Source organism: Agromyces sp. CCNWLW203 (assembly GCF_036576125.1).
Taxonomy (GTDB): domain Bacteria; phylum Actinomycetota; class Actinomycetes; order Actinomycetales; family Microbacteriaceae; genus Agromyces.
Genome location: NZ_JAZHYX010000001.1, coordinates 1033798 through 1047708 on the forward strand (window position 1 = coordinate 1033798; position 13911 = coordinate 1047708).

Here is a 13911-nt window from a genome sequence, read left to right on the forward strand (position 1 = left end):
CGGCATCCGTGCCTATCTCTTCGACCTCGACGGCGTGCTGACGCCGACGGCGACGGTGCACATGCACGCGTGGGCCCGCCTCTTCACGCCGTACCTCGAGCAGCACGGCGCCGCTCCGTACACCGAGGCCGACTACTTCTCGTACATCGACGGCAAGCCCCGCTACGACGGCGTGCGCAGCCTCCTCGAGAGCCGCGGCATCCGCGTGCCCGAGGGCGACGTGACCGACGCGCCGTCCGAAGACACCGTGCACGGGCTCGGCAACCGCAAGAACGAGGCCTTCAACGAGACGCTGGCTGAAGAGGGCGTCGAGGCGTATCCGGCGAGCGTGGCCTTCCTCGACGCGGTGCAGGCGAGCGGATGCCTCATGGCCGTCGTCTCGAGTTCGAAGAACGCCCCCTCGGTGCTGGCCGCCGCGGGGCTCGCCGATCGCTTCGAAGTCGTCGTCGACGGGGCGGTCGCCGCGCGCGACGGCATTCCCGGCAAGCCGGCCCCCGACACCTTCGAGCGCGCGGCCGAACTGCTGGGCGTGCCGACCGAGGCCTGCGCCGTCGTCGAAGACGCCGAATCGGGCGTGACCGCCGGCGCGACCGGCGAGTTCGGCATCGTGATCGGCGTCGACCGGGGCGTCGGGCGTGAAGCGCTCGAGGCGCTCGGCGCCGACCTCGTGGTCGACGAGCTCGACGAGCTGATCCCCCTCCTGCCCGCCACCACCCCCCGAGAGGAACGCGAATGAGGTTCGCCGACCACGACCCGCTGAACCGCACACGCTTCCCCATCGACGAATGGGCGCTCGTGGAGACCGAGTTCGGCGACGCCGACATGGGCCGCACCGAGACGATCTTCGCGGTCGGCAACGGGTACCTCGGCCTTCGCGGCAACGTCGAGGAGGGCCGCGACGGCCACATGCACGGCACCTTCGTGAACGGCTTCCACGAGACGTGGCCGATCCGTCACGCCGAAGAGGCGTTCGGCTTCGCCCGGGTGGGCCAGACCATCGTGAACGCGCCCGACGCGAAGGTGATCCGCCTCTACGTCGACGACGAGCCTCTCGTGCTCACCATCGCGGAGCTCCTCTCCTATGAGCGCCGGCTCGACTTCAGGCTCGGTGCCCTCAGCCGCTCGATCGTCTGGCGCACCCCGTCGGGCAAGCGCGTGCTCATCACGAGCCGGCGCATGGTGAGCTTCACCGACCGTCACCTCGCGGTGCTCGACTACGAGGTCGAGCTGCTCGACGCCGATGCGGCGGTGACGATCTCGAGCCAGATCCTGAACCGCCAAGACGGGCGCGACGAGTACCGCTCGGGCGTGCCCGAGGCGGTCGGCAGCTTCGACCCGCGCAAGGCCGAGATGTTCAACGAACGCGTCATGCAGCCGAGGGTGAAGCGGGCCGAGGGCGGGCGGTACATGCTCGGCTACCAGACGACGAACTCGGGCATGACGATCGCGGTCGGCGCCGAGCACCGCATCACGACCGAGAACCAGTTCACCGAGTCGAGCTCCATCGGCGACGACCTCGCGAAGCACATCTACCGGGTGCACGCCAAGCAGGGCAAGCCCATCCGCGTGACGAAGACGATCAGCTATCACACGGCCCGGTCGGTGCCGACGCGCGAACTCGTCGACCGCTGCGACCGCACGCTCGATCGTGCCGCCGAACTCGGCGTGGCCGAGTTGTTCGCGCAGCAGCGCGCGTGGCTCGACGACTACTGGGCAAGGTCCGATGTCGAGATCGAGGGCCAGGCCGCGATCCAGCAGGCGACCCGGTGGAACCTGTTCCAGCTTGCGCAGGCCACGGCGCGCACCGACGGCGACGGCGTCGCCGCGAAGGGCGTGAGCGGCTCGGGCTACGGCGGTCACTACTTCTGGGACACCGAGGTCTACGTGATGCCGTTCCTCAGCTACACGGCACCGGTCGTCGCGCGCAACGTGCTGCGATTCAGGCAGCGGATGCTTCCTGCCGCCCGCGCCCGGGCGCTCGAGCTGAACCAGCTCGGGGCCCTGTTCCCGTGGCGCACGATCAACGGACAGGAGTCGAGCGCGTACTATGCGGCCGGCACCGCGCAGTACCACATCGACGCCGACATCTCCTATGCGCTGAACCAGTACGTGCGCGCCACCGGCGACCAGGACTTCCTCGCCCGCGGCGCGATCGACATCCTCGTCGAGACCGCTCGCATGTGGGAAGACCTGGGGTTCTGGCGCTCGAACGCCGACGACGTGTTCCACATCCACGGGGTCACGGGGCCCGACGAGTACACGACCGTCGTCAACGACAACCTGTATACGAACGTGATGGCGCGGGCGAACCTGGCCGCCGCGGCATCCGCTGTCGATGACCTGCAACTGCTCGACCCGGTGGCGTACGAGCGTCTCGTCGAGCGGCTCTCGGTGACACCGGCCGAGGTCGCGAGCTGGCGGCGGGCGGCGTTCCACATGCACATCCCGTTCGATGCGCAGCTCGGCATCCATCCCCAAGACAGCGCCTTCCTCCAGAAGGAGCTGTGGGACCTCGAGGCCACCCCCGACGACCGGCGCCCGCTCCTCTTGCACTACCACCCGCTCGTCATCTACCGCTTCCAGGTGCTGAAGCAGGCCGACGTCGTGCTCGCCCTGTACCTGCAGGGCGACCGCTTCTCGACCGAGGCCAAACGCGCCAACTTCGAGTACTACGACCCGCTGACGACGGGCGACTCGACGCTGTCGGCGGTCGTGCAGTCGATCGTCGCGGCCGAGGTGGGTTACCACGAGCTCGCGATGCGGTACTTCCGCTCCGCGCTCTTCGTCGACCTCGCCGACCTGCACAACAACACGGCCGACGGCGTGCACGTCGCCTCGACCGGCGGGGTGTGGAGCGCGCTCGTGTCGGGATTCGGCGGCTTCCGCGACCACAACGGGGTGTTCACGTTCGACCCGCGCCTGCCCGACGGCTGGCAGCGCCTGACGTTCCGCGTCACGCTTCGCGGCACGCGGGTACGGGTGACGCTCGACTCCGACGCGATCTCCTTCGCCGTCGAAGACGGCATCGAGGCGCGGGTCCGAGTGCGCGGCGTCGAGACGATCGTGAGTTCCGAAGCGGATGTCTCGGTGCCGCTCGACGGCCAGGGTCCCCGTCTCTACGGGGCGCCGACGATGCGGGATGTCACGGGCTCGCGCCGCGCCGACGGAAGCCTGCTCACGGCGTCGATCCCGACCCTGTCGCTCGACGTCGACGAAGCCGACTCGACGATCCAGATCGACTGATCACGAGTCTTCCCAGCCCTTCGGGCTACCATGTCACAAGTCGCGGGGCGTCGATCAGCAACGACGGCCTCGGTGCGAATCTGGAGCGGGAGACCTGTGGGCCTACTGGACAACTTCGAGAAAGGTCTCGAGCGAGCCGTCAACGGCGCGTTCGCGAAGACCTTCCGCTCGGGGCTGCAACCCGTCGAGATCACCTCAGCCCTGAAGCGGGAGATCGACACGAAGGCGGCCGTCGTCTCGCGCGACCGCGTGCTCGTGCCGAACAGCTTCGTCGTGCGCATGTCGCCTGAAGACCACGCGCGCATGTCGGGCCTCGGGCCGGCGCTCATCGACGAGCTCGTCGATCTCGTGCAGAAGCACGCGGCGAGCCAGCACTTCCAGTTCGCGGGCGGCATCACGCTCTCGCTGCACGCCGATCCCGGCCTCGCCGTCGGCATGGTCCAGGTCGACTCGCAGAACGTGAAGGGCCAGGTCGCCTGGACCCCGGTGCTCGACGTGAACGGCAAGCGCTACCCGATCATGAAGGGCCGCACCGTCATCGGCCGCGGCAGCGAGGCCGACATCACGCTCGACGACTCCGGTGCCTCGCGCCGCCATGCCGAGGTGCAGTGGGACGGCAGCCGGGCGCGAGTGCGCGACCTCGGCTCGACGAACGGCACGCAGCTGAACGGCTCCCCGGTCAAGGACGCGATCCTCGAACCCGACTCGGTCATCGGCATCGGCCGCTCCCGCATCACCTTCCGCGTGCTGGCGCAGGCCTCGAGCGCGGGTCCGAGCTCGCGCGGCCGCACCGACCCGGCCACCGAGCGTCACGACATGGGCGGGTTCTGGGGGCCCGGCGAATGAGCGAACTCACCCTCCTCGTGCTCCAGCTCGGCTTCCTCGTGCTGCTCTGGGTGTTCATCTTCGCGATCGTCTATGCGCTCCGCAGCGACCTGTTCGGCCAGCGCGTGCGCAAGATGCGGCCCGAGGCGGCCGCTGCGGCGGGCGCCGGTGCAGCGGCAGCGCCCGTCGCGGCCTCCGCGTTCCCGAGCACCCCGGTGGCGGCGGCGGCACCCGCAGCACCGACCGCTCCGGTCGCGCACTCGTCGAGCGGCGGCGGCTCGGGTGAGCTCGCGTCGAGTGAGAACGCGACGCGGCTCGTCATCACGAGCGGCACGAAGAACGGCGCGGAGTTCCCACTCGGCCACGACGAGATCACGATCGGCCGGTCGAGCGACTCGGCGATCATCATCCGCGACGACTACACCTCGACCCACCACGCGCGGCTCATGCAGTGGAACGGTCGCTGGATGCTGCAGGACCTCGACTCGACCAACGGCACCTTCCTCAACGGCTCCCGAGTGACCGTGCCCACCCCGATCCCGCTCGGAGCCACCGTGAAGGTCGGAGCGACGACGTTCGAGCTGCGGCGGTAGCCCATGGCGAACATCAAGGCGAGCGCCGCGGTCTCGCATGTGGGGCGAATCCGCTCGAACAACCAGGACTCCGGGTATGCGGGGCGGCGGCTGTTCGTCGTGGCCGACGGCATGGGTGGCCACGCGGGCGGCGACGTCGCGAGCGCGATCGCCACGCGGCGCATCGCCGAGGCCGACGTCGACTACGACAACACGGCCGAGGCATCGGCCTCCCTCGAAGGCGCCCTGATCGCGGCCAATCGGCAGCTCGCGGCTACCGTCGCCGATCACTCCGAGCTGACGGGCATGGGCACGACCGTGAGCGCCGTGCTGCTCGTCGGCGACCGCGTCGTCATCTCGCACATCGGCGACTCCCGCATCTACCTGCTGCGCTCGGGTGAGCTCAGCCAGATCTCGACCGACCACACCTTCGTGCAGCGCCTCGTCGATGCGGGCCGCATCACCGCCGAGGAAGCGATGGTGCACCCGCGCCGGTCGGTGCTCATGCGCGTGCTCGGCGACGTCGAGGCCTCCCCTGAGATCGACGCGCTCGTGCTCGACACCCGTGACGGCGACCGCTGGATGCTCTGCTCCGACGGACTCTCGGGTGTCGCCTCCTTCGACGACATCCACGACATCATGTCGACCGACGCCGGCGCCAAGCAGGTCGCCGATCGGCTCGTGAAGGCATCCCTCGACGGCGGTGCTCCCGACAACGTCACCGTCGTGATCCTCGACATCGGCGAACCGCCGGCCCCTGCGACGCCGCCGCTCATCGTCGGGTCGGCGGCGGCACCGCCGGCGTTCGGCCAGGCGTCCGAGCCAGTGCGGCCGCGCGGCATCCGCTTGACGCCCTTCCGCCCGCACCCCGTTCAAGAGACGCACTTCGAGCCCGACTCCGAGGACTTCTTCGACGAGATCATCGAGGAGGACGCGCGTCGCCGTCGCCGTCGCCGCTGGGTGTGGGGCTTCTGGATCGTGCTGCTGATCGGCGCGATCGTGGCGACGTTCACGCTCGGCTACCAGTGGACGCAGACCCGGTTCTACGTGGGCGAGTCGAACGGCCGGGTCGCCATCTACCAGGGCATCCAGCAGAACCTCGGGCCGATCTCGCTGCACGAGCTGTTCACCGAGACCGAGCTCGACGTCGCCGAGCTCCGCACCTACGACCAGCAGCGGGTCCAGCAGACGATCAGCGCGGGCTCCTATGCGGAGGCGTACCGCATCGTGCAGCGTTTGGAGGAATCCCTTGAGTGACTCCTCCCGTTCCCTGAGCCAGGCGAAGAACCCCGAGCTGACGGGCACGCCGCCCGAGGGCATCCGGCGCATCCGGATTCCCCAGAAGTTGCGCAACCTCGAGTTCTGGCTGCTGCTCGTGGCGTGCTTCATCAACGCCGCGGCGATCCTCCTCGTGCAGCTCGGCGCGCTCGGCCGCATCGACACGCAGCTCGTACTGCTCGGCGCCGGCCTCTCGCTCCTCGTGTTCGGGCTGCACATCGTGATGCGCTTCGTGGCGCGCGACGCCGACCCGTTCCTGCTGCCGATCGCGACGGTGCTGAACGGCATCGGCATCGCGATGATCTACCGCATCGACATCGCGGAGGGCGACTCGGGTTGGGAGAGCGCCGCGGTCAGGCAGATCGTGTGGAGCGCCATCGCGATCATCTGCGCGATCGCGACGATCCTGATCATCCGCAACCACCGGGTGCTGTTCCGCTACACCTACCTCGCCGGGCTCGCGGCGATCGTCCTGCTGCTGCTCCCCCTCGTGCCGGGTCTCGGCCGCGAGGTCTACGGGGCCCGCGTGTGGATCGGATTCGGCGACATCGCGACCTTCCAGCCAGGTGAGATCGCGAAGATCGCGCTGGCCGTCTTCTTCGCCGGCTACCTCGTGCGCAACCGCGACTCGCTCTCGATGGTCGGCACGAAGTTCCTCGGCATGCGGTTCCCGCGGGCGCGCGACCTCGGGCCGCTCCTCATCGTGTGGGCGCTGTCGATGGCGGTCATCGTCTTCCAGCGCGATCTCGGCACCGCCCTCCTCTACTTCGGACTCTTCCTCGTGATGCTCTACGTCGCGACGAGTCGGCTGTCGTGGGTCGTGCTCGGGCTGAGCCTCTTCATCGGCGGCGCCATCGTGGCGAGCCAGACGCTCGACTACGTCGGCAACCGCTTCGCGAACTGGCTCGACCCGTTCAGCGCCGACCGCTTCGACGCCGAGATCGGCGGCAGCTACCAGCTCGTGCAGGGCCTGTTCGGCCTCGCCAACGGCGGCCTCATCGGCACCGGCTGGGGCCAGGGCCGGCCAGACCTCACTCCCGTGCCGCAGAGCGACTACATCATCGCGAGCCTCGGCGAGGAGCTCGGCCTCGCCGGCGTCTTCGCGATCCTCGCGCTCTACCTGCTGTTCGTGGCTCGAGGGTTCCGCATCGGCTTCGCGGGCCAAGACGACTTCGGCAAGCTACTCGGCGTCGGGCTCGCGTTCGTCGTCGCGCTGCAGGTCTTCATCGTCGTCGGCGGCGTGACCCGGGTCATCCCCCTCACGGGCCTGACGACGCCGTTCCTGGCAGCCGGTGGTTCCTCGCTCGTCGCGAACTGGATCATCGTGGCGCTGCTACTGAGACTCTCCGACACGGTACGCAACCATCCGAGGCTGGTGATCGACGGATGAATCGAGAACTCAAGCGCGTCTCCATCGTCGCGTTCCTCATGTTCCTGACGCTGCTCGTCTCGACGACGATCATCCAGTACGTGCAGGCCGAGGCCCTCGCAGCCGACCCGCGCAACTCGCGCACGCTCTACGAGAGCTACTCGATCGAGCGCGGGCCGATCCTCGTCGGCGGCGAGCCGATCGCGTACTCGCAGCCGTCCGACGACGACTACAAGTTCCAGCGCGTCTACGCGAACGGGCCGCTGTACGCGCCGATCACCGGCTTCATCCCCGTGAACGGCGAGGCCACGGGCCTCGAGCGATCGCTCAACGACTACCTGAGCGGTCAGTCGTCGAGCCAGTTCTTCGACTCGCTCAACCGCCTGATCTCCGGGCAAGACCCCATGGGCGCCTCCGTCGAGGTGGCCATCGACCCGGTCGCGCAGCAGGCCGCGTGGGACGCGCTCGGCGACTACTCGGGCGCCGTCATCGTGACCGAGCCCTCCACCGGTCGCATCATCGCGATGGTGACGAAGCCCACGTACGACCCCAACACCCTCGCCGTGCACAACTCGGCCGAGGTCACGGCGACCTACGAGGGCCTCCTCGCCGACCCTGCCGACCCGCTCTTCAACCGCGCGACGGGCGGCGACATGAACCCGCCCGGCTCGGTGTTCAAGCTCGTGACGGTCGCTGCGGCGCTCGAGTCGGGCAACTACACGCCCGACAGCCAGCTGCCGAACCCGAGCTCCTTCACCCTGCCGGGCACCGACTCGGTCGTGCGCAATACCGAGGGCGGCAACTGCGGCGGCGGCGCGACCGTCAGCATCGCGACCGCACTGCGGCTCTCGTGCAACATCCCGTTCGCAGAACTCGGCATCGAGCTCGGCGACGCCGCCATTCGCGAGCAGGCCGAGAAGTTCGGATTCAACCACGAGTTCTTCATCCCGACGATCACCGAGCCGAGCGTCTACCCGCGGGCACTCGACGACGCGCAGACGGCACTGACCGCATTCGGCCAGTACGAGGTGCGCGCGACCCCCATGCAGATGGCGATGGTGTCGGCCGCGATCGCCAACGGCGGCATCGTCATGAACCCGAACCTGGTCGACCAGATCACGGCGCCCGACTTCACCCCGCTGCAGGAGTTCGAGGGCGAGCAGTTCGGTCGCGCGATCAGCGAGGAGACGGCGAACACGATGGTCGGCATGATGGTCAACGGCGTCGAGAACGGGGCCGCGAGTAATGCAAGAATAGACGGCGTCAGCGTGGCCGGTAAAACGGGTACAGCGGAGAACGGAGAGAGTGACCCCTACACTCTCTGGTTCACCGGTTTTGCCCCCGCCGACAATCCTCAGTATGCGATCACAGTGCTCGTTGAGGATGGCGGGGGACTTGGCCAGGAGGGGTACGGCAATCTCATCGCCGCACCCGTCGCAAAGCAGGTACTAGAGGCGGTGCTGAACAAATGAGACCGAGCGCAGGGCTCACCTTCGGGGGGCGCTACGAACTGCAGTCCCGCATCGCGATCGGCGGGATGGGCGAGGTGTGGCAGGCCACCGACCTCGTCATCGGTCGCCAGGTCGCGATCAAGATCTTGAAAGACGAGTACCTGGGCGACCCGGGCTTCCTCGAGCGCTTCCGCGCCGAGGCCCGGCACGCCGCACTCGTCAACCACGAGGGCATCGCCAACGTCTTCGACTACGGCGAGGAGGACGGCAGCGCCTACCTCGTCATGGAGCTCGTGCCCGGCGAGGCGCTGTCGACGATCCTCGAGCGTGAGCACGTGCTCTCGACCGACAAGGTGCTCGACATCGTCGCGCAGACGGCTGCGGCCCTGCAGGCCGCCCACGCCGCCGGCCTCGTGCACCGCGACATCAAGCCCGGCAACCTGCTCATCACGCCCGACGGCCGCGTCAAGATCACCGACTTCGGCATCGCGCGCATCGCCGACCAGGTGCCACTGACGGCCACCGGCCAGGTCATGGGCACGGTGCAGTACCTCTCGCCCGAGCAGGCGTCTGGTCACCCGGCTTCGCCGACCACCGACATCTACTCGCTCGGCATCGTCGCTTACGAGGCCCTCGCCGGCCGCCGGCCGTTCACGGGCGAGTCGCAGGTCGCGATCGCGATGGCGCAGATCAACGAGACGCCGCCAGACCTGCCGGTCACGGTCTCCGAGCCGGTGCGCAACCTGGTCTACGGATGCATCGCCAAGAACCCGGCCGACCGGCCGCAGTCCGCCGCGCACCTGGCCCGCGCCGCCACGGCGCTCCGCCGGGGCGACGTGCAGGCCGCCGCGGCCGCCGTGCCGGCCGTGCTCGGTGCCGCCGGTGCCACGGCCGCGACGATGCTCATGCCGGCAGCCGGTGCCACCGCGGCCACGACGGTGATGCCGTCGGCCGCGGGCGCTCCGATCGACGGTGAAGAGCCGGTCGACGAGAAGAAGAAGCGCAGTCCGTGGACCTGGCCGCTCATCGTGCTCATCGCGCTGCTCGCGATCGTGCTGATCGGCACGATCATCGCGCTGGCACTGAACGGCGGCGAGAAGGAGTCTCCCTCGACGCCGCCCACCACGCCACCGTCGAAGACGGCGACGACTCCGCCTCCGCCGCCGCCCACCACCGAGGCCCCCACGAACGCCCAGGTCAACCGTGAGGACTACCTCGGTCTCACGGTCGACGAGGCGAGCGCGAAGCTCGGTGCCCTCGGCATGGTCGCGAACGCCGTCGAGGGCAACCCCGGCGCGAACGCCGATGAGGCCGGCCGGGTGTACGACGTCAACCCGACGGGCAACATGAAGATCGGCTCCGAGGTGACGATCACGTACTACGCCGCCCCCGAGACGCCGAGCGCACCGACGTCGGCACCGACCGCGAACCCGAATCCGTTCACGCCGTCGTCCGACCCCAACGCGAAGGTGCCCGTCACCATCTCGTGGACCGCGCAGCAGTGCCCCTCCGGGCAGGAGCTGACCGGTTATTCGGTGCAGGTCACGGGCGACGCGACCGCGCCGGGTCCGGTTCCGGCCGGCACGACGACGGCGCAGGTCATGGCCGGCCAGCAGGACTTCCAGGTGACCTACCTGTACTTCTGCGGCCCGGTGAGCTCGCCGACCTCGCCGCCGCTGACGGTGACCGTCGAAGACAACTGACCAGTAGCGACGATCCGACGAGAACCGTCGAACACGAGAGAGGGCATGGAGCTGCACGGTGAACGATGAAGGACGAGTACTCGCGGGTCGATACCGCGTCGGTGCTCTCATCGGGCGCGGCGGCATGTCCGATGTGCACGTCGGCACCGACACCCGACTGGGGCGCCAGGTCGCGATCAAGCTGCTGAAGCCGCAGCTCGCGACCGACCCCGCGTTCCGCATGCGATTCCGTCAGGAGGCGCAGTCGGCTGCCCGCATGGCGCACCCGACGATCGTGCGTGTCTTCGACGCCGGTGAAGAGACCGTCGTCGACGGGTCGGGCCAGGAAGTGCAGCTGCCCTTCATCGTCATGGAGTTCGTCGAGGGCCGCCTGCTCAAGGACATCATCCACGACGGTCCGCTCGAGGCATCCGCTGCCGTGCGCGTCATCGACGGCGTGCTGACGGCACTCGAGTACTCGCACCGCGCGGGAGTCGTGCACCGCGACATCAAGCCCGGCAACATCATGATCACGACCACCGGTCAGGTGAAGGTCATGGACTTCGGCATCGCGCGCGCCGTCTCGGACTCGTCGACGACCGTGGCGCAGACCACGGCGATCCTCGGCACCGCCTCGTACTTCTCGCCTGAGCAGGCGAAGGGCGAGACGGTCGATGCCCGCACCGACCTATACTCCACGGGTGTCGTGCTCTTCGAGATGCTGACCGGCCGGCCGCCGTTCCGCGGCGACACCCCGGTGGCCGTGGCGTACCAGCACGTGAGCGAGCGCCCGGTCAAGCCGAGCGTCATCAACCCGAAGGTGTCGCCGGCCCTCGACTCGGTCGTGCTGCACGCTCTCGCGAAGAACCGCGACCAGCGCTACCAGACGGCCGCCGAGTTCCGGGCCGACGTCGACACCGCGGCATCAGGTCGCGTGCCGGTGCACCGCGAACCCGATCAGGCCACGATGCTCTTCGGGGCACCGACCGGTTCGCTCTCGAGCTCCGAGCTCGCCCTGCGCCAGCTCGCCGAAGACGAGACCATGACCCGCACGCAGCGCCGCCCGCCGGCGATCTGGATCTGGTCGGGCATCATCGGCGTCATCGTCATCGTCATCGCCGTCATGTACTGGGCGTTCAATCTGGAGCCGACGGCCGAGCTGCCGCCCAACGTCAGGGAGATCCCCGTACTCACGGGGAGCACCTATGAAGAGGCGGTCGACGCACTGCAAGAGCTGGGGCTCCCGGCGACCCCGGTCGAGAAGACCGACGAGACCGTTCCGGCGGGCCAGGTGATCGGCACCGACCCGCCTGCCGGCGAGAAGGTCGACAACGGCACCGCCGTGACCGTGTTCGTCTCGACGGGCCGCGAGGCGGTCGCCGTGCCGGATCTGCGGAACAAGACCCTCGAGCAGGCGAAGGCCGATCTCACGGCGCTCGGTCTGATAGCGGGCGTCGAGACCAGGGAACCGTCGCCGACGGTGCCCGGCGATACCGTGCTCGGCACCGCGCCCGAGGCAGGAGCCTCGGTCGAGGTCGGCTCGACCGTCGACTTCCGCATCTCGAGCGGCATGGTGACGCTGACCGACGTGACGGGTCAGACCCTCGAAGCCGCGACCTCGTACCTCGCGGCCGAGAACCTGCAGCTCACGGCCGTTCCGAAGCCCGACGCGTCGTGCAAGGCGGAACCGGGTTCACCGGTCACCAAGCAGTCGCTGGCGCCCGGAGACGTGCCGCAGCACTCCACGGTCGAGCTCACCTACTGCGCGGGCTGACCCACCCGTGGGTTGAGGAGGCCGTCTACGGCCGTCTCGAAACCCCTAGCCCGCCGTCGCCCGCACGAGCGGGCTGAGTCCCACGGCGCGTTCGCGCGCCTCGGGCAGGCCGGCGACCGCGAGCCAGTTGCCGAGCATGCGGTAGCCGCCCTCGGTCAAGACCGACTCGGGGTGGAACTGCACGCCGAAGATCGGCGCGCTCTCGTGCCGCAGGCCCATGATGACCCCGCCCTGTGTGCGACTCGTGACGATGAGTTCGGCCGGCACGGTGTCGTCGACGACAGCGAGTGAGTGATACCGCGTCGCCGTGAACGGCTGCGGCACACCGTCGTAGAAGTCGCTGTCGTCGTGCGTGATGAGCGAGGTCTTGCCGTGCATGAGTTCTTCGGCGTTGGTGACGACCGCGCCGAATGCCTCGGCGATCGCCTGGTGGCCGAGGCAGACGCCGAGGATGGGCTGCCCCGATGCGAGGGCGGCCTCGACGATCGGGATCGACACACCGGCATCCGACGGCTTGCCAGGCCCTGGCGAGATGAGCACGGCGTCGTACTCGGCGATGCGCGTGGGCACGTCGGCGACGTCGAAGGAGTCGTTGCGCACGACCTCGGTCTCGGCGCCGAGCTCTTGCAGGTACCCGTTCAGCGTGTAGACGAAGCTGTCGTAGTTGTCGACGACGAGCACCCGGGTGCGGGCGTGTTCCATGTCAGCTCACTCCACCGTGACGTTGATCGGGTTCAGGATGCCGTCGACCCACGGGAACACCCACGTGAACAGGGCGAACACGACGGCTGCGACGAGCAGCAGCATGAGGATGATGCGCAGCCACACGGGGCCGGGCAGCACTCTCCAGAGTGCACCGTACATGGCTCAGCTCCCCCAGGTTGCGACGATGGACGCGATCTCGGCCGGGGCTCCGGCGGAGGCCGGCTGCCATGACTCGAGCACGCCGTAGGCGATGATGCGTTCGGCGGTCGAGTAGAGCGGATTGCAGCTCGTGAGCGTGACGATGCGGTCGGTCGGCGCGAGATCGGGGTGGTGCGGCACCGGTGCCAGCACGTCGACCGTCTCGGGCGTCACGTACTCGAAGTCGCGGAACCGGTACGTGTACCAGCCGTCCTTCGTCTGGATGTAGATCGCATCGCCGAGCTGCAGCTGCTCGATCTCGTGCATACCGCCGCCGTAGGCACTGCGGTGCGCGGCGATCGCGAAGTTGCCGACCTCGCCGGGTCGCTGGGTCTGCGGGTAGTGGCCGACCCCGAGGTCGAAGCTGTTCAGCACGTCGAGCCCGTAGCCCTCGGCGATGTTGCGCTGCGAGTCCTCGCCGAAGCGCGGCACGTACATGACCGCGAACGCCTCGCCGTCAGCGAGCTCGCTCGTGTTGACCACAGGCTCGCCGTAGTCCGCCGGGTCGGGCGGGGGTGTGGTGCCCTGCGTCTCACTCGCCTGCTGCTGCCACTCGCTGCTGAGTTCGGAGGCCGCGGACGACTGCTGGCCGGCCATGATGGCGTCGTTCCACCAGAGCTGCCAGCCGAGGAAGAGCAGGATGAGCGCACCGGCCGTGAGCAGCAGTTCTCCGAGCACGCCGACCACGCTGACGCGAGGGCGCCGACGCTCCGAGGAACGGCGTGCGCGCCGCCCATCGGCCTGGATCTCGGACATGAGGGCGATTCTAGTCGGGGTGGCAGTGAACCGAATGTGTTCACGGGCCTTCCCTCGG

12 protein-coding genes are annotated in these 13911 nt (G+C 68.9%); 9 read left to right on the top strand and 3 right to left on the bottom strand.

Annotated elements, in window-relative coordinates; genetic code table 11:
* Positions 1–4: 4 nt before the first annotated feature.
* The 9 genes from VPH61_RS04735 to pknB all read left to right on the top strand — a co-directional run bounded on the left by VPH61_RS04735 (position 5) and on the right by pknB (position 12194).
* Positions 5–736 (top strand): HAD family hydrolase, encoded by a 732-nt coding sequence (locus VPH61_RS04735; protein WP_332062535.1) that lies wholly within the window; start codon positions 5–7, stop codon positions 734–736.
* Positions 733–3243: a glycoside hydrolase family 65 protein gene (locus VPH61_RS04740; protein ID WP_332062358.1), complete on the top strand. Its 2511-nt coding sequence runs from the start codon at positions 733–735 to the stop codon at positions 3241–3243. Before VPH61_RS04735 ends, VPH61_RS04740 begins: the two co-directional genes overlap by 4 nt.
* 96 nt (positions 3244–3339) lie before the next feature.
* Positions 3340–4089: a DUF3662 and FHA domain-containing protein gene (locus VPH61_RS04745; protein ID WP_332062359.1), complete on the top strand. Its 750-nt coding sequence runs from the start codon at positions 3340–3342 to the stop codon at positions 4087–4089.
* Positions 4086–4661 (top strand): FHA domain-containing protein FhaB/FipA, encoded by a 576-nt coding sequence (locus VPH61_RS04750; protein WP_332062360.1) that lies wholly within the window; start codon positions 4086–4088, stop codon positions 4659–4661. The genes VPH61_RS04745 and VPH61_RS04750 overlap by 4 nt, the downstream gene beginning before the upstream one ends.
* A gap of 3 nt (positions 4662–4664) precedes the next feature.
* Complete coding sequence (locus VPH61_RS04755; protein ID WP_332062361.1) at positions 4665–5897, top strand: PP2C family protein-serine/threonine phosphatase; 1233 nt, start codon at positions 4665–4667, stop codon at positions 5895–5897.
* A 13-nt stretch (positions 5898–5910) separates the two neighbouring features.
* Positions 5911–7308: an FtsW/RodA/SpoVE family cell cycle protein gene (locus tag VPH61_RS04760; RefSeq protein ID WP_332062536.1), complete on the top strand. Its 1398-nt coding sequence runs from the start codon at positions 5911–5913 to the stop codon at positions 7306–7308.
* Complete coding sequence (locus tag VPH61_RS04765; RefSeq protein WP_332062362.1) at positions 7305–8759, top strand: peptidoglycan D,D-transpeptidase FtsI family protein; 1455 nt, start codon at positions 7305–7307, stop codon at positions 8757–8759. The genes VPH61_RS04760 and VPH61_RS04765 overlap by 4 nt, the downstream gene beginning before the upstream one ends.
* Positions 8756–10441, top strand: coding sequence for a protein kinase domain-containing protein (locus tag VPH61_RS04770; protein ID WP_332062363.1), 1686 nt, complete (start codon positions 8756–8758; stop codon positions 10439–10441). The genes VPH61_RS04765 and VPH61_RS04770 overlap by 4 nt, the downstream gene beginning before the upstream one ends.
* 58 nt (positions 10442–10499) lie before the next feature.
* Positions 10500–12194 carry a Stk1 family PASTA domain-containing Ser/Thr kinase gene (gene pknB / locus VPH61_RS04775; protein ID WP_332062364.1) on the top strand — a complete coding sequence of 565 codons (1695 nt, stop codon included), beginning with the start codon at positions 10500–10502 and terminating at the stop codon, positions 12192–12194.
* 45 nt (positions 12195–12239) lie between these two features.
* On the opposite strand, the gene VPH61_RS04780 is transcribed toward pknB, so the two are convergent.
* Genes VPH61_RS04780 through VPH61_RS04790 form a run of 3 tightly spaced genes read right to left on the bottom strand, consistent with a single transcriptional unit; the run spans position 12240 to position 13853 of the window.
* Positions 12240–12896: an anthranilate synthase component II gene (locus VPH61_RS04780; protein WP_332062365.1), complete on the bottom strand. Its 657-nt coding sequence runs from the start codon at positions 12894–12896 to the stop codon at positions 12240–12242.
* A 6-nt stretch (positions 12897–12902) separates the two neighbouring features.
* Positions 12903–13058, bottom strand: a complete 156-nt coding sequence (locus VPH61_RS04785; protein ID WP_179551627.1) for a hypothetical protein — start codon at positions 13056–13058, stop codon at positions 12903–12905.
* Between the two features lie 3 nt (positions 13059–13061).
* Complete coding sequence (locus tag VPH61_RS04790) at positions 13062–13853, bottom strand: class E sortase (protein WP_332062366.1); 792 nt, start codon at positions 13851–13853, stop codon at positions 13062–13064.
* Positions 13854–13911 lie beyond the last annotated feature (58 nt).